General features: G+C 72.7%; 24 protein-coding genes. 8 read left to right on the top strand and 16 right to left on the bottom strand.

Annotated features, from left to right (window positions below):
• Positions 1–2: 2 nt before the first annotated feature.
• The 7 genes from AB0D29_RS34960 to AB0D29_RS34930 all read right to left on the bottom strand — a co-directional run bounded on the left by AB0D29_RS34960 (position 3) and on the right by AB0D29_RS34930 (position 8,073).
• Positions 3–869 (bottom strand): TauD/TfdA family dioxygenase, encoded by an 867-nt coding sequence (locus AB0D29_RS34960; RefSeq protein WP_362859830.1) that lies wholly within the window; start codon positions 867–869, stop codon positions 3–5.
• A 68-nt stretch (positions 870–937) separates the two neighbouring features.
• Positions 938–2,245, bottom strand: a complete 1,308-nt coding sequence (locus tag AB0D29_RS34955; RefSeq protein WP_362859829.1) for an NAD(P)/FAD-dependent oxidoreductase — start codon at positions 2,243–2,245, stop codon at positions 938–940.
• Complete coding sequence (locus tag AB0D29_RS34950; RefSeq protein WP_362859827.1) at positions 2,242–3,966, bottom strand: prenyltransferase/squalene oxidase repeat-containing protein; 1,725 nt, start codon at positions 3,964–3,966, stop codon at positions 2,242–2,244. Before AB0D29_RS34950 ends, AB0D29_RS34955 begins: the two co-directional genes overlap by 4 nt.
• Before the next feature lie 39 nt (positions 3,967–4,005).
• Entirely contained in the window at positions 4,006–5,004 is a 999-nt protein-coding gene (locus AB0D29_RS34945; RefSeq protein WP_362859825.1) for a UbiA family prenyltransferase, read from the bottom strand.
• A 1-nt stretch (position 5,005) separates the two neighbouring features.
• Entirely contained in the window at positions 5,006–6,037 is a 1,032-nt protein-coding gene (locus AB0D29_RS34940) for a polyprenyl synthetase family protein (protein WP_362859824.1), read from the bottom strand.
• Positions 6,034–6,870 carry a fumarylacetoacetate hydrolase family protein gene (locus tag AB0D29_RS34935; protein ID WP_362859822.1) on the bottom strand — a complete coding sequence of 279 codons (837 nt, stop codon included), beginning with the start codon at positions 6,868–6,870 and terminating at the stop codon, positions 6,034–6,036. Before AB0D29_RS34935 ends, AB0D29_RS34940 begins: the two co-directional genes overlap by 4 nt.
• 135 nt (positions 6,871–7,005) lie before the next feature.
• Positions 7,006–8,073, bottom strand: coding sequence for a cytochrome P450 (locus AB0D29_RS34930; protein WP_362859821.1), 1,068 nt, complete (start codon positions 8,071–8,073; stop codon positions 7,006–7,008).
• A 787-nt stretch (positions 8,074–8,860) separates the two neighbouring features.
• Between AB0D29_RS34930 and AB0D29_RS34925 the strand changes: the two genes are divergently transcribed.
• From AB0D29_RS34925 to AB0D29_RS34890, 8 genes are all read left to right on the top strand, one after another.
• Positions 8,861–10,396, top strand: coding sequence for an AMP-binding protein (locus AB0D29_RS34925; protein ID WP_362859819.1), 1,536 nt, complete (start codon positions 8,861–8,863; stop codon positions 10,394–10,396).
• A gap of 2 nt (positions 10,397–10,398) precedes the next feature.
• Positions 10,399–10,656, top strand: a complete 258-nt coding sequence (locus tag AB0D29_RS34920; RefSeq protein WP_362859817.1) for a phosphopantetheine-binding protein — start codon at positions 10,399–10,401, stop codon at positions 10,654–10,656.
• The gene (locus AB0D29_RS34915) at positions 10,653–11,237 is read left to right on the top strand and encodes a flavin reductase family protein (protein WP_362859815.1); all 585 of its coding nucleotides are present in this window, start codon (positions 10,653–10,655) and stop codon (positions 11,235–11,237) included. The genes AB0D29_RS34920 and AB0D29_RS34915 overlap by 4 nt, the downstream gene beginning before the upstream one ends.
• Positions 11,234–12,442, top strand: coding sequence for a cytochrome P450 (locus AB0D29_RS34910; protein WP_362859813.1), 1,209 nt, complete (start codon positions 11,234–11,236; stop codon positions 12,440–12,442). Before AB0D29_RS34915 ends, AB0D29_RS34910 begins: the two co-directional genes overlap by 4 nt.
• 75 nt (positions 12,443–12,517) lie before the next feature.
• Complete coding sequence (locus AB0D29_RS34905; protein WP_362859811.1) at positions 12,518–13,369, top strand: alpha/beta hydrolase; 852 nt, start codon at positions 12,518–12,520, stop codon at positions 13,367–13,369.
• Positions 13,370–13,413: 44 nt separating this feature from the next.
• Positions 13,414–14,145 (top strand): tryptophan 2,3-dioxygenase family protein, encoded by a 732-nt coding sequence (locus AB0D29_RS34900; RefSeq protein WP_362859810.1) that lies wholly within the window; start codon positions 13,414–13,416, stop codon positions 14,143–14,145.
• Positions 14,146–14,183: 38 nt separating this feature from the next.
• Entirely contained in the window at positions 14,184–15,764 is a 1,581-nt protein-coding gene (locus tag AB0D29_RS34895; RefSeq protein ID WP_362859809.1) for a tryptophan halogenase family protein, read from the top strand.
• Positions 15,765–15,768: 4 nt separating this feature from the next.
• Entirely contained in the window at positions 15,769–16,077 is a 309-nt protein-coding gene (locus AB0D29_RS34890) for a DUF6059 family protein (protein ID WP_362859807.1), read from the top strand.
• Here the strand turns inward: AB0D29_RS34890 and AB0D29_RS34885 are convergent.
• From AB0D29_RS34885 to AB0D29_RS34845, 9 genes are all read right to left on the bottom strand, one after another.
• Positions 16,001–16,711: a hypothetical protein gene (locus AB0D29_RS34885; RefSeq protein ID WP_362859806.1), complete on the bottom strand. Its 711-nt coding sequence runs from the start codon at positions 16,709–16,711 to the stop codon at positions 16,001–16,003. The genes AB0D29_RS34890 and AB0D29_RS34885 overlap by 77 nt on opposite strands.
• Positions 16,708–20,811, bottom strand: coding sequence for a CHAT domain-containing protein (locus tag AB0D29_RS34880; RefSeq protein WP_362859805.1), 4,104 nt, complete (start codon positions 20,809–20,811; stop codon positions 16,708–16,710). The genes AB0D29_RS34885 and AB0D29_RS34880 overlap by 4 nt, the downstream gene beginning before the upstream one ends.
• 62 nt (positions 20,812–20,873) lie before the next feature.
• Positions 20,874–21,347 (bottom strand): S26 family signal peptidase, encoded by a 474-nt coding sequence (locus AB0D29_RS34875; RefSeq protein ID WP_362859803.1) that lies wholly within the window; start codon positions 21,345–21,347, stop codon positions 20,874–20,876.
• 74 nt (positions 21,348–21,421) lie between these two features.
• Positions 21,422–23,293 (bottom strand): ABC transporter ATP-binding protein, encoded by a 1,872-nt coding sequence (locus AB0D29_RS34870; RefSeq protein WP_362859802.1) that lies wholly within the window; start codon positions 23,291–23,293, stop codon positions 21,422–21,424.
• A 14-nt stretch (positions 23,294–23,307) separates the two neighbouring features.
• On the bottom strand, positions 23,308–23,841 hold the full coding sequence (locus AB0D29_RS34865; RefSeq protein WP_362859800.1) for a hypothetical protein: 534 nt from the start codon (positions 23,839–23,841) through the stop codon (positions 23,308–23,310).
• Between the two features lie 19 nt (positions 23,842–23,860).
• On the bottom strand, positions 23,861–24,430 hold the full coding sequence (locus AB0D29_RS34860) for a MauE/DoxX family redox-associated membrane protein (RefSeq protein WP_362859799.1): 570 nt from the start codon (positions 24,428–24,430) through the stop codon (positions 23,861–23,863).
• Between the two features lie 79 nt (positions 24,431–24,509).
• Complete coding sequence (locus AB0D29_RS34855; protein ID WP_362859798.1) at positions 24,510–24,716, bottom strand: hypothetical protein; 207 nt, start codon at positions 24,714–24,716, stop codon at positions 24,510–24,512.
• A gap of 82 nt (positions 24,717–24,798) precedes the next feature.
• Positions 24,799–25,659: a helix-turn-helix domain-containing protein gene (locus AB0D29_RS34850; protein WP_362859797.1), complete on the bottom strand. Its 861-nt coding sequence runs from the start codon at positions 25,657–25,659 to the stop codon at positions 24,799–24,801.
• Positions 25,660–25,684: 25 nt separating this feature from the next.
• Entirely contained in the window at positions 25,685–26,008 is a 324-nt protein-coding gene (locus AB0D29_RS34845) for a hypothetical protein (RefSeq protein WP_362859796.1), read from the bottom strand.
• Positions 26,009–26,222 lie beyond the last annotated feature (214 nt).

Genomic DNA, 26,222 nt, shown 5'->3' with positions numbered 1-26,222 from the left:
CGTCAGTAGGACTCCTTGGCATTGATCCGGGCCGGCGCGTAGCGCTCGCCCGGCTTGGGCTCGTACCGCGCCCACCGGGCCTCGTTCCCGGTGGGCGTGTCGCCGAGCACGACGACCCGCAGACCCGTGCGGCGCTGTTCGTAGTCGTCGACGGCGTAGTGCTGCGTGACCCGGTTGTCCCAGATCGCCACGTCCCCCTGCCGCCACCGGTACCGGCAGGTGAACTGCGGGGAGGTGGAGAACTCGGCGAGGTACTGCAGGAGAGCATCGCTCTCGGTCCGGCTGAGCTGCACGATGTGCGAGGTGTGGGCCCGGTTGACGAAGAGCGAGCGGCGGCCCGTCTCGGGGTGGACCCGGACCACGGGGTGCTCGGCCCGGCTGTCCAGTCCGGGGATGTGGATGGCGTGGACCGCGGTGAGCCCGTCGAGCAGTTCCCGCAGCGGGGCGGAGAGCGCCTCGTAGGCCAGGTACTGGTTCGACCACATCGTGTCGCCCCCCACGCCGGGGCTGCGCACGATCTGCAGGATCGACCCGATCGGAGGGTTCGGCGAGTAGGTCATGTCGGTGTGCCAGATGGGGATCTTGCCGTCCTGCTCCGAGTCGATGATCTGGATCTCGGGATGTCCGTCGAGGTGGGGCAGGTAGGGGTGGACCTCCAGTTCGCCGAGTCTGCGGCCGAAGGCGGTGCGCGCCTCGGGCGACCATCCCTGCTGGTCCGGGATGAAGAGAACCAGGTGCTCCAGCAGCAGACGGCGCAGCTCGGCGAACTCCTCGTCGGTGACGGCCTCCAGTCGCAGGCCGTGGATCTCCGCGCCGAGAGCAGCGGTCAACGGGCGGACTTCGAAGGCCGTCCCGCGTAAGTTCGACATGGTTGCAACCCTTTCACTCGTCTTCCAACCCCTGTATGGGTCCTGCTCGTTCGGCCCGCGGCGACGGATCACCCGGCCCCGCCGACGGGCCGTGCCCTCCGCTCGGGCAGCAGCCCGAGCTGGACCAGCCGGTCCAGAGCGGTGAGCGGGCGCATGCCGAGGCCCGACATGTTGTAGGTCGTCAGGTGGCGCAGCCGGGGGCTCCTGGACGTTCCGGTGAGCAGGCGCCGGCCCAGCATCCGGCCGCCGCGCGAGGTGCTGGTCATCATCCGCGCGGCGTTGTGGCTCATGGTGTGGATCGCCTTGACGCTGCCGAGGCGTTCGCCCTCGTACGCGCGCAGCGCGGCGTCGGCGGCGGCCGGATCGGTGAGGTCCACCGCGGCCAGCCGGGAGGCGAACGCGGCGGCATCGGCGATGGCCGTGTTCATGCCCTGGGCCGCCAGCGGGTGCACGCCGTGCGCCGCCTCACCGATCAGCGCGATGCCCGGCCGTACCAGGGACGGCGCCCGGAACTGGAAGACCGGCAGCAGTTGCCGGCTGTCCAGGCCGCCCTTCAGCGCCGTGGCGAGCGGAGCGAGGGCGGGCACGTCGGCGAGGAGCTCGTCGCACCACTGCTGGAGCCGCGCCTGGTCCGCCTTGCGCAGCTCGTCCGCGGCGACCTGGACATAGACCCGGATCCGCTCGTCCGGCAGCGGATAGACCATCACCAGCCCGCGGTCCGTGACGTAGGCGGAGACCTCGTCGTCCACCGGCGGCTTCCCTTCGAGTTCGAAGGAGAGCAGCCGGTGGTCGTACGCGACCGGGTCCGCGGTCATCCCGGACAGGCGGCGCAGGCGTGAGGACCTGCCGTCGGCGGCCAGCACGACCCCGGCGCGGATCTCGCGCTCCTTCCCGCCTTCGGTGACCCGCAGCCCTACGACGCGGCCTCCGCCGTCCCTGACCAGGTCGTTGACCAGTACCCCGCGCCGCCGGCGCACGACGGCGCCGAGCGACTCCTCCAGGCATTCCAGGATCGTCGCGTAGTCGAGGGAGAGCATCCAGGGCCGCTCGCCGTCGAGCGCCCCGAAGTCCATGGTGAGCAGTTCGCTGCCGTCGGCGCGCCGGGCGACGAGCCGCTCGAGGCGGACCGCCCGCCGGGCCTCCAGCGCCGGCAGGACGCCCCAGCGGTGCAGGAGGTCCAGCGAACCGGGCTGGAGCACCTCGCCCTTGGCGACCGGGGGCTGCTTGCGCTGCTTCTCCAGCAGCAGGACGTCCACGCCCTGCCGGCCGAGTGCGCAGGCCGCCGCGAGGCCGGCCACTCCGGCCCCGCAGATCACGACACCGGCCTCCTCGGCTGCGTTCGTCTCCCGCACGTGCCCCTGCCCCGGGCCCCTCACACCTCCTCCTTCTCGGCAGCCGTCGTGGTCGTGGTCGTGGCCAGAGCGGACCGGTAGCCGCCCAGTGCCGTCAGGGCGAGACCGTTCACGATGAGTCCGTCCACGTAGTAGGCGAGGTTGCGGACGTGCATGCAGACCTGACCCGCCGGCCACAGCCCGTCCGGCTGCTGCGCCGCCAGGATCCAGTCCGCCGCACTCCGGATCCGGGGGGCGTCGGCCGGCATCCCGCCGGCGAGGAGTGCCCGCAGGGCCCAGGCGGTCTCCTCCACCGTCCCCCGCGCGGGGTCGTCGCCGAGGATCCCGGTGTCGCCCGGCCCCCAGGAGCCGTCGGGGAGCTGGGCCCGCAGCAGGGCCTCGCGGGCCCGCCGGGCCACCGGATCCGCGGTGAGCCCGGCACGGCCGAAGGCCACCAGCACCATGGCGGTCCCGGGGGTGAGCCCCCGGTACCACAGGGCCTCGTAGGTGCCGTCCGGCCGCTGGCGGGCGCGCAGCCAGTCCAGGGCACGGCGCACACTGGGGTGGTCCGGGGAGGCGCCGCCGGTCAGGGCGACGTCGACGGCCTGTGCGGTGACGTAGGGGCAGGGGCCGTCGTTGGCGAGTGTGGTGTCGGGGACGAAGGTGCCCCACGAGCCCGTACGGTCCTGCCGGGACTGGAGCCAGCGCAGCCCGCGGCGCAGTTGCTCCTCGCCTTCTGCCTCACCGCCGGTCTGGAGGGCGGACAGTACGTTGGCGCTGTCGAGGAAGTTCGGCCAGCCGCGCGGGCCTTCCCACCCCCAGCCGCCGGGCGGAGCGTCGAACACGGGGAAGGGCTGGTCCTGCTGGCAGCCCCGCAGCCACTGCCGTGCCCGCGCCAGGCGTTCGTCACGGGCGTAGCCGGCCTGGGCCAGGCCGCGGGCAACGAAGGATCCGCCGATCAGGTCGAGGCCCTGCATGATGTGCCAGGAGCCGTCCGCCTGCACGTGGGAGCGCAGGTAGTCGACCGTGTCCGCGGTCATCGCGGAGGGGGCCCCGGCGCCGCTGAGACCGAGGCACACCACGGCGACCAGCCAGTTGTCCCCGCCGTATCCGCCGCGCTCGTTCTCGCCCGCTTCCACCCGGGCGAGCGTGCGCAGACCGGCCCGCCGGGCGGAGCGGTACAGGAGGCGGCCGAGCCCGGCCGGCGGGGCGAGGTGCGCCTGGAGGAACGCCATCGCGACGAACGGCGCCACCCGGAAGGACAGCCTGCCGCGCCACAGCCGGCGGGGCAGGAGGAGGAGCTCCAGCGGGATGCGCCGTGAGCCCTTGACGTCCCCGAGGCCCGCGAGGGCGAGGAACGTCCTCGCCAGGTGGGCGATGCCGGGATCGGCGAGCGCCTCCACGCCGCCGTGCGCGCGGACCAGGTCCAGGGCGCGGCGTACGGGCTCCCGGTGCCCGGCCGGATCCAGCAGGTGCAAGCTCGCCGCCGCGATCACGGTGGGGACGAGCTGGGTGGGGGCGCCGCCGACTCCGCCCCAGCCGCCGTCGGCGTTCCTGGCGGCCAGCAGCCACCGCGCTCCGCCGTCGACGAGATCACGGGAGCGCTCGCGGTCGGCGATGTGCAGGGCGGCCACCGCTCCCGCCGTCCCCAGCACGGCGGTGGGCCGTCGGTTGGGCCAGGAGCCGTCGGGGCGCTGTAGGGCGAACATGGTCTCGGCGGCCTGCGTGATCGACGCCTCGACGCGACTGTCCAGAGCTGAGCACACGGAATGCGTTCTCCTTCTCCCCGCCAGGGGTCGGTCGGTTCATGGGGCGGACGGTGCGCGGTCCCCCGGTGCGAACTCGTGCCGGGAACGCATCGTCCGCTGGGTGCCGATGGTCAGTACGAGTGCCAGGGCGAGGATGCCGAGTGCCGCCGGCAGCCCGAGGCCCGGCACGAGCAGGGCGTCGGCGAGGACGAGCCGCTCGGCGACCAGCACTTCGTGCGAGCTGAGGGCGACGCGCGGGGTGAGGGCGCGCCCCGGGACGAAGAGCAGCCGGAAGGCTCCGCATCCGCCGATCGCGGCGAGCAGCACCAGCAGGAGGTAGCCGGTCTCCCGGCCCGGTACCACCGCCGCCCCCGCCAGCGCGGTCGCGACGGCCGCGCCGTAGAGGACCGCCGCCGTACGCGCCGCCGTACGCAGGCCGTGGCGCACGGCGAAGGTGGCGTATCCGCCCTCGCGGTCCCCGGCGACGTCGCGCAGGGTGCCGACGAGGTTCGAGGCGGCGTCGTGCGCCCAGAACACCGCGGCGAACAGCAGCAGTCCGGCCGGCGGAAACGGTGCCGCGGTCATCGTGCCGAAGACGAACGCCGCGCCGGTGAGGGCGCCGCGGACGATGTTGCCCCAGATCCCACGGGCCTTGAAGAGGCCGTTGTACGCGATCGCCCCTCCGATTCCGACCGCCAGGAGCAGGATCGTGTGCCAGTTGAGGACCACCGCGACGACGGTCGCCGCCGCGGCCAGGACGGCGCCGCAGGCGAGCGCTGTCGGGGGGCTCATCCGGCCCGAGGGGATCGGCCGCTGCGGCTTGTCGATGGCGTCGAGGTCCCGGTCGAGGTAGTCGCCCAGGTAGTGCGCGGCCGTCCAGACCGCGGTGGGGACCAGCCAGGCGACCAGCATCCGCGCGGCCGAGAGCGGGGCGGAGTGCGCGGCGGCGGTCAGGGTGGCGCCGGCCAGCCCGACCAGACCGGGATACCAGAGCGTGTAGGGCCGCCAGGTGTGCAGGTGCGCGCCGAGCGTCCGGCCGAGCGGGGTGCCGGCCACGTCAGAACGCGCGGCCGGACGAGTAGTCCGCGATCTGGGCGAGCGTCTCGGTGCTCTCGCCGGCGGGCAGTCTCGTGAGGCAGTCCTTCGCGTCGGCGATCAGGTCGGCGGCGAACTGCTGCGCCGCCTCGCGGCCTCCGGTGCTCTCGACGATCTTGCCGACCACGGCGAAGGACTCCTCGCTCGCGGAGTCCTCGCGGAACACCCGCTCCAGCTCCCAGCGTTCGCCGGGTGAGGCACGCTGGTAGCTCAGCAGGATCGGCAGGGTGGGCCGCCGGTTCTCCAGGTCGCTCTCGCGCGGCTTGCCGATGGGCGCCGAGGAGTCGTCGAAGGCCAGGAGGTCGTCCCGGACCTGGAACGCGGTCCCGAGCCGCATGCCGAAGGTGCCCAGGGCGTCGATCCAGTCCTGGCGGTCGGTGCCGAGCACCGCACCGATCCGGCAGGCCGCCTCGAAGAGCGCCCCGGTCTTCAGCTGAGCCATGGTCACGTACTGGTCCACGCCGCAGTTGAGGTCGCCGACGAACTCGGACTCCAGTAGCTGTCCGCGGCACACTCCCACCCCGGCCGAGGCCATGATCGACGTGACCGCCACGATGTCGGCGGCCGAGACCCCCGCGGGCCGGGCGCCGGTGAGGGCGGCGAAGGTCTCCAGGATCAGACCGTCGCCGGCCACGATGGCCGCGGGGATGCCGAAGGCGGCCTGGACGGACGGGCGCCCGCGCCGGATGTCGTCCTCGTCGATGATGTCGTCGTGGATCAGCGTGGCCACGTGCAGGTACTCGACGGCCAGGGCCAGTTCGGTCAGCTCTTCCGGGGACCCGCCGACGCACCGGGCCGACTCCAGCACCAGGAGGGGCCGGAGCAGCTTCCCGGCCGGGACCAGGGCGTGCTCGGCGATGGCGCCGAGCGGCTCGCGGCGTCCGCTCCAGATCGCGGTCAGCTCGCGTTGCAGCAGGTCGCCGCCGGCCAGGAAGGAGGTCAGGCCGGACAGCCCCGACTCCCCGGGCCGGGTCATGTTGTTGACGGTCGTCATCCCTCGCACTGCCTTTCTTCCGGCTTGCCGATGGTGGTGGTGAGGGTGCCGATGCCCGCGATGGACACCTCGACGCGGTTGCCGGGCGACAGCGGACCCGACCCCGCCGGTGTCCCGGTGAGGATCACGTCTCCGGGCAAGAGCGTCATGTGCTCGCTGACCGCCGCGATCACCTCGTGGACGGGGGTGAGGAGGTCACGGGTCGTCGCGCGCTGGACGGTCTCGCCGTCCACCGCGCAAGTGATCTCCACGTCCGCCGGATCGAGGTCCGTGGCCATCCAGGGGCCGAGGGGCGTGAACCCGTCGAAGTGCTTCGCCCACACGGGCGGGTACGGCGTCCGCGCGGCTCCGTCCGAATCGTCCGCGGCGGGCAGCGCGTACGCCGTGAGGTCGTTGGCGCAGGTGTACCCCGCGACCACGCGGGCCGCGTCCCCGGGCCGGACCCGCGTACAGCGCACTCCGACCACGACGGCCAGCTCGGCCTCGTACTTCAGCTCCCAGGCGCTTCCCGGATGGACGACGGTGTCTCCGGAGCCGGTCAGCGAGGACGGCGGTTTGAGGACGACCGCGCACGAGGCGGCGCCGGCCGGACGCCCGCCGGCGCCGGGCACGTGACCCTCGGGCGCCCGGTTGAGCGCGACGCAGACGATCTTGCTCGGCTCGGCGGGCGGCAGGAGGGTGACCTCCGGGAGCGGGCGGGCCGGGCCGCCGGCTTCCACCCAGCGGCCGGCCGCCCGGTCGTACGCCACGGGAACGACGTGGCTGCCGTCCCCACGGAGCTCCAGGCGGCCGTTACGGGGCCGCCCGTCATCGATATATCGACAGACAAGCATGTGCAGGTTTCCTTCCTGGCCGTGACAGACGAGGACGGACGAGGGGGGAGGGCCGTACCGGGGAGGCCGGTCCTCGCCGCGTGACGGGATGCCGTCACGTGCGGCGGGCACGCCTCACCCGGTGACGGGTGGGCCTCACCAGGCGACGGGCAGCGCCGTCAGCCCCAAGGTGACGTGGCCGCCGCGCCAGCGCAGGCTCTCCGGGGGCACCGCCAGGTGCATGTCGGGGAAGCGCCGGAGGATCGCCGAGAACACCGCTCTCATCTCGACCCTCGCCAGGGCGGCGCCGAGGCAGTGGTGGGCTCCGTGGCCGAACGCGAGATGCGGGTTGGGTCGGCGCTCCACGTCGAACCGCGCGGCGTCGGGGAAGACCTCGTCGTCACGGTTGGCGGCGTTGACGGAGATCTGGACGAGTTCGCCGGCGCGCACGAGCCGGCCGCCCAGCCGGACGTCCTCGGTCGCCACCTGGACCCGGTTCAGGTCGATGACCGGCTGGTGGCGGAGCAGTTCCTCGATCGCCGGGTCCAGCAGCCCGGGGTCGTCGCGCAGTCTCGCCAGCTGATCGGGATGCCGGAAGAGGCGGAGCAGTCCGGCACTGATCGCGGTCTGGGTCGTCTCCAGTCCTCCCGCGAGGACCACGATGACCAGCGTGACGAGTTCCTCCTGGGTGAGCGCCCCCTCCTCGTCGTGCGCGCGGACCAGGGTGCTCAGCACGTCCTCGTCCGGCGGGGCTTCCTGCCCGAGCGCGGCGCGCTTCGCGTCGGCCGCGCGGGTCACGTAGCCGCTGAGCTCCCGCCACGCCTCCTGGTCGACACCACCGGCGCCCACCGTGGTGATCCGGTCGCACCAGTGGCCGAGCACCTCGTGGTCGGCGACCGGGAAGCCCAGCAGTTCGCAGATGACGATGGCGGGCAGGGGGGCGGCGACATGGCGGACCAGGTCAGCGGGTCGGCCGTCCTTCTCCATCGCGTCCAGCAGGCCGTCCGTCAGCTCCGCCACGCGCGGGCGGAGCGCGTCGATCCGGCGGACCCCGAAGGCCTTCGAGACCAGACGGCGGAGTTCGAGGTGCGGACGGCCGTCCATGTTCACGGTTCGCATGGGGCTCGCACCGGCTGCCGGCCGCGCGCCAGCGGCAGCGGCCGACAGGTCGCGGGTGAAGCCCGCCCCGGAGAGCACCGTCCGCACGTCCTCGTGGCGCGTCACGAGCCAGGCGGTCCTCCCGTCCGGCAGGCGGACCCGGGAAACCGGATCCGCCCGGCGTAACCGTTCCAGCTCTTGCGGGACTTCCCCCGCATGGTCGGCCGAGCTCGGGTAATCGGCGATGTGGTCCATAGACTGAATTCCGATCTGCACGCGTTCGCGACGGAGCGCGCGCCGAAGCGGCCCACGATGTCGGACACCGCGCGGCACAGGTGACAGGGAATACCGGTGGACGTGTGAAGAGGAAATGACCGGAGGCCGGCGGCGTCTCAGACTCGGGCTCGGCCCGGGAGCGCCGAACGGGTCCACGGGAAACCAGGAGCACCCTGTTTCGGAATATCAGATGCCATCTCACTACCCCCGTACGATCGCAACTCTTCGGCAACGAAGCAGCGATGAGGGCGGAGTCGGGGAGCCGACCCGCCGGAACATCTCGCGCTTGTACCGCTTCCGTATCAATAGAAACATCGCCGAGGGACCCTCGACGTAACAACCCTCATTTTGGAGGGTACCCAAATCCCTTAGGACTCGCTATAATTCGCCCGCCGTCGGGCCCGCGTGGACGCGAGCGTGAATAGCTCACGACTCCCCTCCATTCGCAACTCATTTTCCGCAGCCCCGGCGATGATCTCCGACGTCGGCCGGCGTGCGCGGAGTCGGTCCATTAGCAGACGAATGCCCGATCGGGTACCCCAGCAAAGTGAGGGTTGTTGGCGCAACCCCTGTCCCGGCAATGTGCCTGTTGCCGATCAGGACCAGGAATACCGAGAGAGGGGGGAGGTGTTCATCCATGTCATGGATGGCTCAACTACTGGAGAGAGGCCGGCAGCGCCAGGGCGAGCGGATTGCGGTCCGCGACGGCGAGAGGCAATGCACCTATGCCGAGCTGGACCGGCGGACCGACGCTCTGGCCACGGCTCTCCTCGGCCTGGGTATCGGCCGCGGCCACCGGGTCGTGGTCGTCTCGCACAACCGCCTGGAGGTGCTGGAGACCTACTTCGCCCTCGGCAAGATCGGGGCCGCCGCGGTTCCGCTCCACTACGGGGCGGTGGCCGGGGAAGTGGCCTCCGCAGTGCGGAGGTTCGAGGCCGCGGCCGTCATCGGCGAGGCGGGGCTCCCCGGTACGGCGGATCTCGGCCACGGCCTTCCCGTGCTGCGGTACGAGAGTGAGGAGTACCGGCAGGCCGTTTCCCGCGAACCCGACCTGCCCGACGGCGAGGTTCCCGACGACGAGTTGATGTTCATCCTGCAGACGTCGGCGACGACGGGCCGGCCCAAGGGCGTCTGTGTGGACCACCGTTCGCTGCGCTCCGTGGCCCTGGGCTACCTGGCCGACGTCCGGACGGACCAGGACACCGTCTTCCTGCACTGCGGGCCGCTTTCCCACGGGGCGATGGTGATCCCGCTGATCTACCTCGCTGCCGGCGCGACGGTGGCGCTGATGCGCATGTTCAGTCCGCAGGAGTGCCTCGCCACGATCCGCCGGGACGCGGTGACCCACCTGTTCGTCGTCCCGGACATGCTCAGGTTCCTGCTCAGGGCCAAGGGGTTCGCGCCGGAGCGGATGGCCGGCCTCCAGGAGGTCGTCTACGGTGCGGCGCCGATGCCGCGGTCGCTGCTCCTCGAGGCCCACGACGCGCTCGGATGCGGGTTCCGCCAGCTGTACGGGCTGACCGAAGCCGGCGGCCCGGTGGTGACCCTGCCACCCGCCGACCACGACTACACACCGGGGGAAGCCCGGGGCCGGGCCGCGTCGATCGGCCGGGCCACCGCGGGCACGGTCGTCCGGAGCCGCGACGACCGGGAGCACCCCTCCCCCACCGGGCGGATCGGCGAGCTTTGGGTACGCAGTCCGGCCGTCATGCGCGGCTACTGGGCGGACACCGCGGCGAGCGAGGACGCGTTGCGCGACGGCTGGGTGCGCACGGGGGATCTCGGGACGGTCGACGAGCAGGGCTACATCCACCTCACCGGCCGCGTCAAGGACGTCATCGTCCGCGGCGGCCAGAAGGTCTATCCCGCCGAGGTCGAACAGGTCCTTCTCGGCCATCCGGCCGTACGCGAGGCGTGCGTCGTCGGAGTTCCGAGCGAGGACTGGGGCGAGCTCCCGTACGCCTGCGTCGTGGCCGACGGACCGGATCCGGGGCTGGCCGGCGAACTGCGCGACCTCACCATCCGAGAACTGGCCCGCTACAAGCGGCCGGTGGAGTTCCTGACCGTGCCGGAGCTGCCGCGCAACAACGCCGGGAAGATCGACCGGCGCAGCCTCCGCGCGGCGGCGGCCGAAGCGGCCGCCCTGACCGCCCGACCGACGCAGGGAGAGTGAGCATGGCGAGCACCGAGCTGGAACACGTCCTCACCCGACTCGAGTCCCTCCTGGTGGAGGTCTGGGACGAGCTCCCCGACGGTACGCCGGTCCCCCACGACGTCTCGCTGCTGGACCTCGGCGTCGATTCGCTCACCCTGACGATCCTCCTGGACCGACTGGAGAACGAGTTCCGAGTCGAATGGGACGCGGACCGGCCCCCCTCCGCCTTCAGTTCGCTCCTCTCCCTCGCCGAGTCGGTGACCGGACGGTCGGAGTGAAACCCCTTCCCACCGCCGCCCCCGGCCCCGAGCCGGCGCGCGCCGCCGACCGGTGCCACGTCGACGGAGCCGGTTTCCGGTCGCTGATGAGCTCGTTCCCCACCGGGGTGACGGTCGTGACGAGCACCGGCTGGGACGGGTCGCCCCGCGGAGTCACCTGTTCCTCGCTCAGCAGCGTGAGCCTCGATCCGCCGACCCTGCTCGTGAGCTTGAAGACCCAAGGCAGCACCCTCGACGCGATCAGGTCCCGGGGCCTGTTCGCCGTGAACCTGCTGCACGCGCGGGCGCGCCGTGCCGCGGAGGTCTTCGCCTCCCCGGTGGAGGACCGCTTCGCACACGTCAGCTGGCGCCCGACCGGGGCGGAGGGACTCCCGCGGCTGGTCGAGGACGCCTTCGCGGTCGCCGAATGCGCCGTCTCCTCGCTGTTCGACGTCGGCGACCACACGGTCGTCCTCGGCGAGGTGGCCGCGGTGGACGCCCGGCCGGACGTACCGCTGCTCTACGGCCTCCGGGAGTTCTCCGCCTGGCCTGCGACCGGCCAGGACCACCGTGCCGACCGAACGAGGGGGATACCGCGATGACCGCAGCCGAACGCGGGGCAGGGCTGGCCGACCAGTCCGCAGACGCAGAGACCGTACTGGCCTGGTTCCGGCGGATGAGGAAGGAGGAGCCCGTCAGCCACGACGAGCAGGCCGGCGTCTGGCACGTCTTCCGGTACACCGAGGCGGAACAGATCCTGGCCGACCCGGTCACCTTCTCCTCGGACTTCAGCGATATCACCCCCTCCCAGGAGGACGTCGACCTCTTCTCCCGGGGCAACCTCATCCGCAAGGACCCTCCCGACCACCGCAAGCTGCGCGCCCTGGTGGGCAAGGCGTTCACGCCGCGTGTGGTGGCCCGGCTGGCACCCCGTATCGCCGAGATCACCGCCGAGCTGCTGGACGACATGCGGGGATCCGAGCGGATCGAATTGGTCTCGGACCTGGCCTACCCGCTGCCCGTCATCGTCATCACCGAGCTCCTGGGCATCCCGGCCGAGGACCGGAAGACCTTCCGGCGGTGGGCGGAAGCCCTCGTGTCGCCGGACGGACAGACCGGGGGCCTCATCCCGAACGAGCAGCGCGTGCAGTCCATGGCCGCGGTCATGCGCGAGATGAACCCCTACTGCCTGGAGCACATCCGCTCCCGGCGCGCCCGGCCCCAGGACGACCTGATCAGCGCGCTCGCCGCCGCGGAGGTGGACGGACAGCGTCTGGAGGACGAGGAGATGGTGGGCTTCGTCAGTCTGTTGCTGCTCGCCGGCCACATCACCACCACGGTGCTGCTCGGCAACGCCGTGCTGTCCCTGTCCGAGCACCCCGAGGCCGCCCGGGCACTGCGCGCGGACCCGGGCGGGCTGCCCACCGCGATCGAGGAGGTGCTGCGCCACCGCGCGCCGCTCGCCCCCATGACGCGGAGGACCAGCAGGGACGTCCGGATCGGCGGGCACACCGTGCCGGCGGGCCAGATCGTCGTCACCTGGCTGTCCTCGGCCAACCGGGACGAGCACCGGTTCGCCGACCCGGACCGCTTCGACTTCCGCCGCACGCCCAACCCGCACCTCAGCTTCGGGCACGGGATCCACTTCTGCGTGGGCGCTCCGCTGGCGCGCCTGGAAGCCCGGATCGCGCTGGAGATGATGCTCGACCGGTGGAGCGGCTTCTCGGCCGGCCCGGACGTCGAGTTCCACGACTCGCGCGGGATCTTCGGCCCGAAGCGGCTCCCGCTGCGGCTGAGCTGGGCCTGAGCCCGGTCCAGCCCGCCGCCGCGCCCGCGTCTGCGGGACACAGACCACGAGAACCAGAGAGAGGACGAGCCGGACATGGCGACGACCACCGACCCGACCGCCCGCACGCTGGACGTGCCGGGCGCACGCATCTGCTACGAGACCAGCGGAACGGGCCCGCTGCTCCTGCTGGTCGGTGCGCCGATGGGCAGCAGGGGATTCGCGACCATCACACCGCTGCTCGCCGAGCACTTCACCGTCGTCACCTACGACCCCCGCGGCATCCTGCGCAGCACCGTCGAGGACCCGGACGCGGAGGTGACGCTCGACCTGTTGACCGACGACGTGCACCGCCTGTTGGAGGCGCTCGGCGGGGAGCCGGCGTACGTCTTCGGCAGCAGCGGCGGCGCCTCCATCGGCCTCGCGCTGGCCGCCGGCCACCCCGCGCAGGTCCGCACCCTCGTGGCCCACGAGGCACCCCTGGTCGAACTGCTGCCGGACCGGGCGGAGTTGCGTGCCGGGATCGAAGAGGTCTACGCGACCTACGCCGGCGAGGGCCGCAACGCGGCGCTGAAGAAGTACGCCGCCCTGACGGGCGTCGAGCGCTTCTCCCGGCCGCCCGGCGGCGGCCGGCACGAGGTGACCGACCTGGAGTCGTTCACCCCGCCGGACGACGTCCGGGCCATCCTCGACCGGTTCTTCCTGCACATCCTGCGCCCCACCGCTCTCCACCGCCCCGACCTGGCCGCGCTGCGGGCCGTGGCCGACCGCATCGTGGTGGCGGGCGGTACCGCCGCCGAGGGTCAGCTCTCCCACCGGTCCGCGACCGCGCTGGCCGAGGAGCTCGGCACCAAGCTCTTCGAGTTCCCCGGCGACCACACCGGCTTCCAGGGCGAGCCCGAGCCGTTCGTCCGTCTCCTGCGCCAGGTGCTCACCGAGACGGCCTGAGCCGGCGCCGTGCCATCGACCGCGTGCTGCACCCGGAGTGACCCATGACCGATCTGACCACGACCGATCCGACCTACTCGGACTACCTGCAGGTGGACACCCTGCTCTCGCTGCAGACTCCCCGTACGCCCGCCACCGCCGACCGCGCGGTGGCACTGTCCGAGCACTTCTTCATCGTCGCGCACCAGTCCTGCGAGCTGTGGCTCAAGCAGGTGATCGCCGACCTCGACGCCGTGGTGGAGGCCCTCGCGCCGGAGTCCGGCCCCGAAGGCATCGAGACCGGCGTGGAGCTCCTGCGGCGGGCGGGCGATCTGCTCCGGGTGCTGCACGAACAGGTCCTGGTGCTGGAGCGGCTGCCCCTACGGCACTTCGCCGAGTTCCGGCCGTACCTCGGCACCGCGAGCGGTGCCCAGTCCGAGCAGTTCGCCCGGCTCGCCCGGCTGATCGGGGACGGCCGGCGGGCGGGCGCGCTGTACGAGGCGTTCGCGGCCGCCGCGGCCTGCCGCGGCGCCTCGGTCGCCCAGGTGTGCCGCCCCGGGAACGACGAGGGCGGGCTGTACCGCGTCGGCGAGGGGCTGCTCGACGTCGGCGACGGATTCTGGCGCTGGAAGGTCGCCCACCTCGGTCTGATGTCGAGGATGGTCGGCGACGAGCCCGGCACGGGCGGCAGCAGCGGGGTCGACCACCTGGTGCGGCGCATCGTCCTGCCCTTCGCCGAGCTCCGGCGGCACCGGGGCGCGTCGCACGCTCCGGAGCTCGCCGGCAGCGCCGGCTGACGACCCCTTCGACTACGGAAAACCGAGGTGAGGACCAAATGATCTCCCGTGTGGTAATCGTCGGCGGCGGGACCGCCGGGTGGATGACCGCCACCTACCTCAAGGCCGCCCTCGGCGAGCGGATCGATGTGACCCTCGTCGAATCGGAGAACGTCTCGACGATCGGGGTGGGCGAGGCGACGTTCAGCACCGTGCGGCACTTCTTCGAGTTCCTGGGCCTGGCCGAGCACGAGTGGATGCCCGAGTGCCACGCCTCGTACAAGCTCGCCATCCGCTTCGAGGACTGGCGCGCCAAGGGGCACCACTTCTACCACCCGTTCGAACGCCCGCGGTCCGTCGGGGGCTTCTCGCTGGCCGACTGGTGGCTGCACCTGCGGCCGGGTGACCGGTACGACCGCGACACGTCCGTGCTGGCCGCGCTGTGCGAGGCGAAGAGCTCGCCCCGGTACCTCGACGGGACCATCTTCGAGCAGGAGGTCACGGCCGGCGGCGACCGCCCCATGCACCGCGCGGCGCCGACCGGCCAGGGCACGCAGTTCCCGTACGCCTACCATTTCGACGCCACCCTGCTGGCCCGCTTCCTCACCCGGTACGGGACCGAGCGCGGTGTCCGGCACGTCGTCGACCACGTCCTCGACGTACGCCTCGACGAGCGCGGCCACATCCGGAACGTGCTCACCAAGGACCACGGCGAACTCGCCGGAGACCTGTTCGTCGACTGCACGGGCTTCCGCGGCATGCTGCTGAACCAGGCCCTGGGCGTGCCCTTCCTCTCGTACCAGGACAGTCTGCCCAACGACAGCGCGGTGGCCCTGCGCGTGCCGGTGGACGTGGCCTCGCGGGGAATGCGCCCGTGCACCACGGCCACCGCCCAGGACGCCGGTTGGATCTGGACGATCCCGCTGCTCGACCGGCTGGGCACCGGGTACGTGTACGCCGGCGACTACCTGTCGAAGGAGGGCGCGGAGCGGACCCTGCGGGAGTTCGTCGGCCCGGCGGCGGACGACCTGGAGGTCAACCACATCCGGATGAGGATCGGGCGCAGCGCGCAGTCCTGGGTGAAGAACTGCGTGGCGATCGGGCTCTCCAGCGGGTTCGTCGAACCACTGGAGTCGACCGGCATCTTCTTCATCCAGAACGCCATCGAACAGCTGGTGCGCCACCTCCCCGACCGGGAGGACGACGAGCGCCTGCGTCAGGCGTACAACCGGCAGGTCGGGCGCGTCATGGACGGTGTCCGGGAGTTCCTCGTCCTCCACTACTACGCCGCCGCCCGCGACGACAACCAGTACTGGCGGGACACCAAGACCCGTCCGCTGCCGGACGGCCTCGCCGAGCGCATCGAGCAGTGGCGCACCAAACTGCCCGACGCGGACTCGGTCTACCCCTGTTTCCACGGCTTCGAGCCCTACTCGTACACCGCGATGCTGTTGGGCCTCGGCGGTCTGCAGATCCCGGCGCTCCCGGTGCTGGGCAGGCTCGACGAAGCCGAGGCGGTCAGGGAGTTCGAGCTGGTGCGCCACCAGGCGAAGACCTTCGTCGACCGGCTGCCGAGCCAGTACGCCTACCTGGCGCACCAGCACGGCGCCGCCGCGGCCCGGACCCCCGCGGGCACCTGATCGCATGTCGCACCGAGAACGACACTGGCTGGTCAGGTTCACGGAGTGGATGCAGCCGGGGTTCATGGCCTTCGGCACGCTCTGGGGCCTCACACCGCCCCTGGAATGGATCACCGCGGACGAGGTCCACCCGCCGGAGCGCCCCTCGCCCCCCGGCCCGGGCCACCCGGAGTCCCTCGTCCCCGACCTCCCGCCCTCCCCCGCCGAGCGGGCGCTGTGGAGCCAGCTCACCACCGTCAGCGGACGACGACGGTGCGCAGGGCAGGGGGGAGTTCGGCACGATACGGGATCAGGCCGAGGCGGCGTTGTCTGACGGTCGCGGCCACCGTGATGTGGGCCCGCGTCGGCGCGCCGGCCGGGGTGCGGACGATGACGGCGAGCGATTCGTCGCCGACCAGGGGGGTGCCGGGGGTGGCGGTGAACCTCCACTCGGGATCGCTGTCGCGTTCGCCCATGCCGACCACGAACAGCTTCTCCTGTCCGCCCTGGTGCGGCGTGTACTCCACCCCCGCGTCGACGAGCATCAGATTGGCGGTGAGCGTCAGCGAGCCGGAGGGGGTGACGGGGACGGCCCGCTTCTTCGGCGAGATGGACCACGCGATGGGCTGCCGGTCCGCAGGCTCTCCGGGGGCCTCCAGCAGGATGCCGATGCCCGCGTCCGTGAACGGCGCCCCGTCGGAGACGGGGCGGAACGAGCAGACGAGGCTGAGGAGGAGGTAGTCGTACTGGTCGGCCTGAGACTCCAGGAAGGCCCCCCAGTCGCCGTCGCCCTCGGCGGCCTGTACGCCGGTGAGCGGGCGGACCACCGGCTCGCCCAGCGAGATCCGCCCGGTCAGCGGGGGTTGCGGGGTGGGTGTCTGCAGGAGGAGCGTCGGCAGCAGGGTGAGGTCGTAGGAGGCCCCTCCCCCCGCTTCCTTCGCTCCCGTCGGCCGGTCCGGAGGGATCATTCGGTGGCTCCGTGTGAGTCGTCGGTGGTGGTGGTGCCGGTGCGCCAGTCCCCGATGAAGCAGAAGGCACCCCAGTCCCGGTATGCGGGGTGGCGGGCGCGGGTCGTGGACTGGGCCGTACGGAACGCCGTGCGCCGGTCCCGGGTGAGGGCGAGCTGTTCGTACAGGGTGCCGAAGAACGCGGTGGCCACGTCCGGGGCCACCGGCCAGAGGCAGCCGACGATGGCGGCGGCGCCGGCCTGGAGGAACGCGGCGGGCAGGCCGTGCAGGTTGTCGTTGATGTCGAAGCGGCCGAGCGCCGACTCGCACGCGCTCATGGTGACGAGTTCGACCCCGCGCAGATCGGTTCTGAGGACGTCGTGGGCGTGGACCCGGCCGTCGTCGCCCCGTTCCGGATCGGGCGACAGGAACAGGCACTGGTGCCAGGGCGCCCACTCGTTGTGCGAGCCGTGGGCCGCCACGTGAACGTAGCGGGCCCCGGACAGTGCCTCGAGGAAACGGCGCGGGGTGGCGGCGGCCCCCAGGACCGGTGCGGCGCTGCCCATCGAGGCCGCGACCCGCGCGGTGTGGGCCTCCAGGGTGTGCGTACCCGCGCTGTCGAAGGCGAAGGCGGCCAGCCCGCGATGGGGTGACGAGGATGCTGCGGGGCGGCTGAGGAAGGAGAGGCTGGGCACCTGGGTGACGGTCCAGTCGTCGGCCAGCGGGCGGCCGCCGGCGGACAGCAGGTGGAAGGGAAGGTAGTGCAGGGGCCCGTTCGGCCAGACGCAGAGGTGGGTCTTGCCCCGGCGCAGCCAGGACGGCAGGGAGTCCGTGAACCCGGCCAGGTAGGAGGCGGAGTCGTCGGCGAGCAACCGCGCCGCCGTGCGGGTGACTTCGCGGTGCAGCGGGTCGGCGGTGATCTCCTCGCGCACTCCCGCGACCTGCAGTGCGGCGGGCGACACGTTGAGCGTGTGGCCGGCCTTGGACATCCGGAACAGCGTGCCCTCGTACGTCGGGAAGAGCATGGTGCGGTGGAACAGGTCCTCGCGCGTCATCGCCATCCCCTGCAGGGACATGACGGTTTTGCCGGAGGCCTGGTGGTGGGCCTGGCCGAGGAAGAGGGAGAGCAGCACGGTGTCCGGTGGCAGGAGCTCCCGGACCTCGTCGACCTGCATCAGCGGGAACCACGTCGAGCCGCGTGCGGCGCGCAGTTCCCCGCTGATCCAGCGGTCGGCGGCCCGCTGCAGATTGCGCACTTCGGCCTCGGCGTCGCCGTCCGGTTCGGATTCGCCCGAACCGAGGTAATAGAGCATGGCCGTCTCGGCCCCGCCGGGCAGGTCGAAGTCGGGCAGCGGTCCCGGCAGGGCCGCCTCGGCGCGCCGGGCGCGGTCGAGGATCCCGTGCAGGCCGCGCGAGAACTCCAGTGCTCCCGGGCGCCCCGCCGAGATGGTGAAGTCCATGCCCTTGGCGGCCTGGTGGATGCCGGACATCAGCGACAGGTTGACGGTCGGGCCGCTCACCTTGAAGGCCAGTGACTGGTAGAGGTCGCGCAGCTTCCAGTCCACCGTCTCGTCGGATCCCTGGCGCAGGAACACGGAGGCCGGGATCAGCGCGGTGGCCGCCCGCTCGGCCGCCTCCCCTTCGGCCTGGGTCGCGCACCCCAGCCCGGCGTCGAGGGCCGCGAGGGCGAGATCGGTCTGCCGGCACAGCGCGAAGAGGAAGGCGGCGGAGGCGAACCGACCCGCCGCGGTCTCCGGCTGCCGCTGCGCCTGGGCTCCTACGCCCAGGTCGTGGGCGAGTACGGCATCGAGGTAGTCGACCGCGTCTGCGTGCTCGCGCACGAGGTCGGGCGCCAGCCGCCGCGCCTCGTCGACGAGTGCGCGGCAGGCCTCGCCGTCCTGCGCCGGGTCGGCGTGCGCTGCGAGGTGGAGGAGCGTCGCCGCGCGGTCCGCGGCGGGCCACGCCCCGGCCTCCGCGGCGGACCGCACCCGGTCGGCGAGCGGGCCCACCGCCATCGGTCCCGGATCGCAGATCAGGTGGCCTCCGGCGAGGCAGTGCACCTCGCTCGACCAGCGCAGCCGGCGGTGGGCGTCCATCGAGAGGCGCGGCAGGTCACGGTCGGCCGTCGCGAGCAGCCGGGCCTGCAGGTCGACGCGGTGGGCCTCCTGGGCGAGGGTGAGCGCTTCGGCGAAGACGCAGGACGCCTCGTGGTCCCCCTGCCGCTCCCTGATGGCCGCCAGGGGTACGGGGAGCAGCCCGGGCAAGCCGGCGGGCAGGGCCAGTTCGCCGCACCGGTACAGGATGCGCAGGACGTACAGGCGGCCCAGCGGATCGCGTCGCGGATCGAGGACGTCGAACGCCTTCCGGGCGGCGAGCAGGATCTCGCCGTCGTACGACTCCTCCCGCATCCCGGCGAGGAAGGTCAGCGCCTCGGCGAGGGCCTTGAGCACCCGCCCCAGCTCGTGCCCCGACGCGAGGCCGGCGGCGTCCACGAGGTACTCGACGGCGGCCTCGGCCGCGTCCGCGGGGGACGGCATATCGGGGGCCGTGGCGTGAGCGGGGTCGTCGGGGTGGAGGGACCGGTACCGCTTCTGGCGTTCCTCGCGGATGCCGAGCCCGCCGGCGAAGTCCAGTCCCGGCTGTTCGCCGAAGTACGGGCTGAGGTGGAGCAGTCCGGCGGCGAAGAGGGTCTCGGCGAGCTCGTGGGCCGCCTCGGCGCCGGGGGTCGCGCGCAGTGCGTCGATCTGGGTCCGTACGGTGTCGTGCGCGCGCCGGAACAGCAGTCCGTCGGGGCGCGCGACCAGGCTGAGCCGCGCGGCCTCGACGTAGACGTCGGCCGCCCGCCACCAGGGGCTCTCCGGCCCCGTTCCCCAGCGCGTGGCTGCGGCCTCCAGTACGAGGGTGAGTACGGGCACCGCGTCCCGGGGCGATCCGGAGCCGACGAGTCGCGCGGCGCCGGTCAGCACGGAGGTGACGGCCTCCTCCGTGAGCGCGAAGGCCGGGTCCACGACCCGGCGCATGGCTTCGGCCTCCGGGAGGATGCGCGCGATGATCTTCGAGCCGAGTCCGGCGAGGTCCCGTGCCTGGCGCACGGTGTCCGGGGACACGACCGCCGGGGCGGCGCCGGCCGCCTCGGCCGCTCCCCCGTCCTGGTCTTCGTGTTCCGCGTGTTCCTGCGCGGGTGGCGGGGCCGTGCGGTCGAGGAGGAGCCCCATCGCCCTGCGCAGGTTCGCGCGGTCCGGCTCCCGTCCCGAGGCCGTTTCGAGGTCCACGGCCAGGCGCAGCCATGCGACGGCTTCCCGCAGCAGGTCGGCGTCGTCCGGGCGGTCGGCCGCCTCGGCGCGCCGGCCGAGGGACATTCCGATGGCCGCCGCCGCGTCGGCCCGCACGCCCGAGCCTTCCGGAGCCTCGGCGAACGCCGTGCGTGCGACGGATCCCGCCGCGGCGAGGTCACCCGGCTCGGCGCAGAGCGCGAAGCGCTGGATGTGGGCCGAGGCGAGGGTGAGCCGGCGCCTGGCCCTTCGGCCGGGCGACTCCTCGGGGAGCGCGGCCACGCGGGCGTGCAGCTCCACGGCCGCGTCGGCGTCGGCCAGGCGGTCGGCCGCCGGGCGGGCGGGGTCCGCCGCCCGCCCGCGGAGGGCGAGGCCGAGCGTGGTGTCGCGGTAGGGGCCGGCAGGCGCGCCGTGCAGGAGGTCCACCGCCTCGTCGAGGGCGGCCGGATCGCCGCCTTCCTCCACGTCCATGACGAGATCGCTCGCGTGGTCCACCGGATCCTGCCACGGGTCGTGGCCGGTCGCCTCGGTGAGCCGGGGCCACAGTGCGCGGGGCACGCGCCGGTGGTCGGCCAGGTACAGGAGCCCGAAGACGTCCATCGCCCGCGCGTGCTCGGCGGCCGACAGCGCGGCGTCACCGTGGGCGAGGGACCGTGCCCAGTGGTAGGCGGCGACCGTGTGCAGGATGTCGGTGTCCACCGCCCGGGGGTCGCCCCGCTCCAGGCCCGCGAGCCCCAGCAGCTGCGCGGCGGTCCTCGTCCCCGCTTCGTCGAGCACGGCGTCCGGCGCCCGGCCGTCGCCGAAGTCCCGGATCCTGTCGGTCAGTTCCCTGAGCAGTGCGTCCCTCACGCCCGTACCCCCTGAGGTCCCAGGGTAGACCGGCCGGCGTCGGCCGGGCGGCGCATCTGCGGTCAGGGGCGGCGCCAGAGGTCCCGCAGGAGCCGGCCCAGGACGGCCGAGGCCGGGAAGTAGCCCAACTGCCGGGAGTCCAGGCTGTGTCCGGGGTTGTCGCCGACGAGCACGAGCCTGCCGGGGGGCACGTACTGCTCCGGTACGCCGGCCAGGGCGGGGGCGAGGTCCCTCGGGACGGGGTCGCCGGGCACGGCGAGCACCCGCTTGATCAAGTGGGCCCCTTCCGTACGCGGGTTGACGACCACGACGACCCGGCCCCGGCGGGCCTTCGTGCCGCGGACCACCAGGACCCGGTCCCGCTCGTGGTAGGTGGGCTCCATGCTGCGGCCTCGTACCGTGACCAGGACCAGCCGGCGCGCCGGCAGTGCGGTGAGGGCCCGCGCGAACCGTCCGGGCCGGGACCCGTGTGCTCCGGGGGCCCGGGGCGAGGGCCAGGACCCCGCGAGCGCGTCGAGCTCTTCCCGGCTCGGCATCACCCCGGCCGCCGGATCGTACGAGGGGCCGCTCCCGGAACCGCGGCCGGTACCGGCACGCGCCGGACGGGGCCTCACCGCGGTACCGCCGCGTCGGGGACGGCCGGGGTCCGGTGCGTGGACCCGTCCTGGTAGTCCTTGGCCTGCAGGTGGAACAGGTCGGCGTACGCCCCGCCCGCCGCCAGCAGTTCCTCGTGGCCGCCCTGCTCGACGATCCGTCCGTTCCGGAGCACCACGATGACGTCGGCTTCCCGCACCGTGCCGAGCCGGTGGGAGATGAGCACGCTGGTGCGCCCGGCGCGGAAGCTCCGCAGTGAGGCGTGGATCTCGTGTTCGGCCTCGGCGTCGAGGCCGGAGGAGGGTTCGTCGAGGATCATCAGTTCCCGGTCGTGCCGCATCAGGGCGCGGGCGAGGGCGACCCGCTGGTGCTGTCCCCCGGACAGCAGGACGCCCACCGAGGGGTCGGACTCGTCCGGTGCCGTCATGAACTTCCGGGAGAGCAGGGTGTCGTAGCCCTGCGGCAGCGAGGCCAGCACGCCGTCGATCCCCGCGCGGCGGGCCGCCTCCCGGATGCGCGAGCGGTCGCCCAGCGCCTCCAGGTCGCCCAGCCCGATGTTCTCGGCGGCGGTGAGGTCGTAGTGCATGGAGTCCTGGAAGACCGCACCGATCCGGGACCGCAGCTCGGCCGGGTCGATCTCCCGGATGTCGACCCCGTCCCACAGGACCGCGCCCCGCGTGGGGTCGTAGAGCCGGCACAGCAGTTTCACGAAGGTGGACTTGCCGGCGCCGTTGAGGCCGATCAGGGCCAGGGCCCGGCCGTGGGGGATGAAGACGTTCACGCCCCGCAGCACCCACGGCAGTTGATCCGCGTACCGGAACCACACGTCGCGGAACTCGATCCCGCGGCGCATCGGGGGCAGCGGCTCGGGCCGCTCGGCCAGGGGCAGGTCGGATCCGAGGGCCGTGACGTCCCGGTAGCGCCGGAAGAGGAGCAGGGCCTCGGCCGTCGACGCCATCTGCGTGGCCAGCGCGCCGAGCGCGCCCTGGACAGCGGTGACGGCGGCGACGAAGAGCGCGATGCCGCCGACCGTCATGCTGCCGTCGCGGGCGGCGCCCACGGCCCACAGCAGGCCGCCGCCGGACACGGCCGCGGCCACGCCTTCCAGGCAGAACTGCACGGACAGTTCCTTGCGGTCCATCCGTTTGCGGGCGGTGTTGTTGGCGAGGCGTTCACGGCGCATCGACGTCCTGAAGAACCCGCCGAGCCCGAAGAGCCGTACTTCCTTCGCGCCCTCGACCGTGCTCAGGAGCTGGCTGTAGAAGAACTCCTTGCGTTCGATGGGGCTGACGTCCATGACCAGTTGGGCGCGCCGGCGCGAGAGCAGCCATTCCGCGATCACGGCGGGGACGGCGGCCGCGAGGACGACGAGGGCCATGACCGGGCTGAGCGCGAAGAGGGAGGCCGCGAATCCGAGGACGGGGAGCACCTGGCCGGCGATGTCCAGTCCCCCGCTGACGATCTGGACCGGTGCGCTGCGGCTCGCCGTCTGGGCGAGCCGCAGTTCGTCGAGGAAGCGGGGGTTCTCGAAGCGGCTGATGCCGATGGACCGGTCCACGGCGGCGAACAGCCGGTCCATGGCCACCACGCCGGTCCTGCGGTCCAGCTCGGCGTGCAGGTACTGCGACACCAGGGGGGTGACCGCCGAGGCGACACCGACGGCGGCGAGGGCGCCCGCCAGTCCGACCAGGCCCGACAGTTCGACGCCCCGGACGAGGTCGTCCAGCAGTGTCTTCATGAGCCATGCGGTGGCCAGCGGGAACGCCCCCCTGCAGAGGGTGACCACGGCGAAGGCCGACAGGTGCCAGGGGACGGTCCTTCCCACCAGCAGCAGGGCCGCGGCCACGAGGCGGACGGTCCGCAGGAGCCCGGACGGTGCGGCGCGCATGCGATCGCCCCTGGTCATACCGCTGTCGCGGCGGGCATGGCCAGGACCCGGTCGGAGGTCACCACGGTGCGGCCGCCGGTGGTGCCGATCCGGAGCACGGTCGGCGTGCCGGAGGTGCGGAAGGCGGTTCCGACGGGTCCCAGGGGCTCCTCGACGACGACGTGCGCGACGGGGCTCAGCAGGGCCACGAGGTCCTGGGAGGCCTCCGCGGTGCCGATCACGACCGCTATCCGGTGCTCCCTGCCGTGCTCGTCGGTTTCCGCGAACCGGATGAACTCGGGGAGCAGGACCTTGCACGGCGCGCAGTCGGGGGCGAAGAAGGCGACGACGCTGTCGTCCGCCAGGGAGCCGCGCTCCAGCGGCCGGCCGTCGACGGTGACGGCCTGGAAGTCGCCGACCTCGTCTCCCGTCCGGATTCCGGCCTGCTGCCGGATGGGGGCGAGGATCTCGGTGTGTTCGCGCAGCCGTTTGACGACGCCGACGGTCAGCAGCAGGTTCAGCAGGCACAGCGCCGAGAGCAGCGCGGCGGCTGCTGTCAGGACATACATCGGGACTCCTGGGGTTCGGTCATGGGGCGTACGGACGGACGGGCGCTCGGGACGTGCCGGTGTCCGGGAGGGGCCGCAAGAGCGCGACGATCTCGTCGAGGGCCGTGGTCACCAGGCCGGTGACCAGGCCTGCGATCGCCGCCACCAGTACGTGGCCCGCGCCTGCCGGGCCGCGCGCGGCGGGCGCCAGCAGGCAGCCGAGGGCAACGGCCGCGAGCAGGACGTTGCGTACGAGGTGCCGCCCGCCGACGGGTGTGGTGGAGAGCCCGAAGCAGTTGCAGGCCACGGGAGAGCGTCGGCGCAGGGTCCGGGCGATACCGAACGTGAAGGCGGCGAGCAGCAGGGTCGCGAGGAGCAGCCCGAGCCGGCCGGCCGGCGCGGTCGGTACCGCCAGGAGCATCCAGGTCGCGAACTCCGCGGCCAGGACCGTCCTCGCGGTCGGCTCGTCCAGGGCCGGGGGTCCGACGCGCATGTGGGCCAAGGACCGTACGAACCCCCGGTACGCCGCCCGGTTGCGCGCCTTGCTCAGGGACGAGACCAGGAAGACCGTGCCGATGAGGCTCCGCACGGCGATCTCGAACGAGGACATGGGCGTTCCCTTCGGCGGTGGGCCCCGCCACCGGTTCGTCCGGCAGCGGGGCGGTGTTTCACCCGTGTGTGTTTCGGGTTCAGCCGCAGATGCCGCGCGTGAACTTGGCGCCGTTCCAGTACGCCTCGCAGGGGGCGTTGTAGCCGAAGTGGCCCCACGGGCCGCTGTTGCACTGCCAGCACTGGGCGTAGTGGTACCAGCCGGGCGCGGCGGCGGCGTCCGCGGTGACGGTGGGGACGACGCGCTCGAGCAGGGCGGCACCCATGGCTTCGATCTTGGCGAACATGTCTGTCTCTTCTCTGTCGTGGTGTGTCCACCGCTCCGTCGTGGCGCTTGCGGTGGTATGTCATGAGCATGTCGGAGCACGGTCAGCGTGTCGTTGACTGCGCGAACACGCTTGTTGACGGTTCTTGTACGCCGTGCGGGAGCGCGGCCGCGTGCCGGTACTCCTTCGGCGACATCCCGTAGGCGGCGCGGAAGGCCCGGCTGAAGTGGGCGTTGCTGAGGAAGCCCCAGCGCGCGGCGATCACGTGGACGGGGTGGGAGTCCAGGCGGGGGTCGGACAGGTCGCGGCGGCAGCTCTCCAGGCGCCGTTGCCTGATCCAGGCCGCGACGGTCAGCCCCTCCTCCTGGAAGAGCTTGTAGAGGTAGCTGACGGAGATCTGGTGGGCCGCCGCCACGACCTGGGGCGAGAGGCGGGCGTCCCCGAGGTGGCGCTCCACGAAGCCCTGCACGCGGAGCATCAGCGCGCGCCGGTACGACTCGGGCGCCGCGCAGGCCGCGGTGTCCAGCTCGTGGGCGAGCAGGGCCGTCAGCAGGTCGAGGAGGACGCCGCCCAGCCGGGCGGTGTCGGCCGGCCGGTAGTGCCGGGCGTCCCTGACCAGGCGGACGAGGAAGTCCGTCAGGAGCGGGCCGATCCCCTCACCGCCGGACAGCCGCCGGCCCGCGAGACGTTCCATGCGTACGGGAGGCAGGGGCAGCAGGGTCCCCGGGAACCGGATCTGGATGAGCTCGACTCGGTCCCGGTGTGCCGTCACCACCGAACGGAACGGCTGCGAACCGTCGTAGAGGACCATCTCCCCCGGTCCGAGCACGGTCTCCCGGCCGGCACGGGTCAGGAGCGGCCGGCCGTGCAGCGGGAGCGCCAGGTGGAACAGTTCGGGATCGGCCCCGCGGATCAGGTGCGGGGTCCGGAGCACTTGCAGCGAGCGGAAGGCCAGCGCGGGCACGTTCGTGACCTGTGCGGCGTCGTCCTCACCACGGATGGCCGTCTGTAACAGGATCCTCTCCTTCCCGGTGGATTCCCCCGAAGGGGACGGGGTCGGTGCGCCAGCCGGCCAGTGCGGGTGCGCCGGCCAGGGCCCTGCGAACGATCCGCCCGCCGGCCGAAGCGGCCTCCTCCGCGCCGGCGGCCAGGAGGAACAGGGCGATGTCCAGGCGCCCTTCGGCGGAGCGGGCGTACACGTGCTCCAGCCGGTCGGCGGGGGCCGCGGTGGCCCAGATGACATCGGTGACGAGATGGCGGTCGACGCGCCGGACGGGATGGTCGGGCGGCGCCGACAGGGACACGAGGGTCATGACGAGGTGCACGACCCCGGTCAGTCCCAGATCAAGCCGAAGAAGATGAAGAACACGGCGTGCCTCGTTTCTGACGGTCGAGGGAGATCACTCGGTCGGTGTGCAGGGAGGCGGGCCCGCCTTGTTCCTGGTGACGAGTCTTGCGACCGGCCGCGGCGCGCGGAAGGCGGATCGGGTGAGAGCAACCGCTCCGGAGCGCTTGGTGTCACCCGCT

It is taken from the genome of Streptomyces sp. NPDC048424 (assembly GCF_040651555.1).
Classification (GTDB): domain Bacteria; phylum Actinomycetota; class Actinomycetes; order Streptomycetales; family Streptomycetaceae; genus Streptomyces.
This window is presented reverse-complemented; position numbering and strand designations above follow the sequence as displayed.

Coding starts and splice junctions, on each gene's coding strand:
- AB0D29_RS34960 (WP_362859830.1), bottom strand. CDS start 869: ATGTCGAACTTACGCGGGACGGCCTTCGAAGTCCGCCCGTTGACCGCT.
- AB0D29_RS34940 (WP_362859824.1), bottom strand. CDS start 6,037: ATGACGACCGTCAACAACATGACCCGGCCCGGGGAGTCGGGGCTGTCC.
- AB0D29_RS34935 (WP_362859822.1), bottom strand. CDS start 6,870: ATGCTTGTCTGTCGATATATCGATGACGGGCGGCCCCGTAACGGCCGC.
- AB0D29_RS34925 (WP_362859819.1), top strand. CDS start 8,861: ATGTCATGGATGGCTCAACTACTGGAGAGAGGCCGGCAGCGCCAGGGC.
- AB0D29_RS34920 (WP_362859817.1), top strand. CDS start 10,399: ATGGCGAGCACCGAGCTGGAACACGTCCTCACCCGACTCGAGTCCCTC.
- AB0D29_RS34910 (WP_362859813.1), top strand. CDS start 11,234: ATGACCGCAGCCGAACGCGGGGCAGGGCTGGCCGACCAGTCCGCAGAC.
- AB0D29_RS34905 (WP_362859811.1), top strand. CDS start 12,518: ATGGCGACGACCACCGACCCGACCGCCCGCACGCTGGACGTGCCGGGC.
- AB0D29_RS34900 (WP_362859810.1), top strand. CDS start 13,414: ATGACCGATCTGACCACGACCGATCCGACCTACTCGGACTACCTGCAG.
- AB0D29_RS34895 (WP_362859809.1), top strand. CDS start 14,184: ATGATCTCCCGTGTGGTAATCGTCGGCGGCGGGACCGCCGGGTGGATG.
- AB0D29_RS34890 (WP_362859807.1), top strand. CDS start 15,769: ATGTCGCACCGAGAACGACACTGGCTGGTCAGGTTCACGGAGTGGATG.
- AB0D29_RS34885 (WP_362859806.1), bottom strand. CDS start 16,711: ATGATCCCTCCGGACCGGCCGACGGGAGCGAAGGAAGCGGGGGGAGGG.
- AB0D29_RS34875 (WP_362859803.1), bottom strand. CDS start 21,347: ATGCCGAGCCGGGAAGAGCTCGACGCGCTCGCGGGGTCCTGGCCCTCG.
- AB0D29_RS34870 (WP_362859802.1), bottom strand. CDS start 23,293: ATGCGCGCCGCACCGTCCGGGCTCCTGCGGACCGTCCGCCTCGTGGCC.
- AB0D29_RS34865 (WP_362859800.1), bottom strand. CDS start 23,841: ATGTATGTCCTGACAGCAGCCGCCGCGCTGCTCTCGGCGCTGTGCCTG.
- AB0D29_RS34860 (WP_362859799.1), bottom strand. CDS start 24,430: ATGTCCTCGTTCGAGATCGCCGTGCGGAGCCTCATCGGCACGGTCTTC.
- AB0D29_RS34855 (WP_362859798.1), bottom strand. CDS start 24,716: ATGTTCGCCAAGATCGAAGCCATGGGTGCCGCCCTGCTCGAGCGCGTC.
- AB0D29_RS34845 (WP_362859796.1), bottom strand. CDS start 26,008: ATGACCCTCGTGTCCCTGTCGGCGCCGCCCGACCATCCCGTCCGGCGC.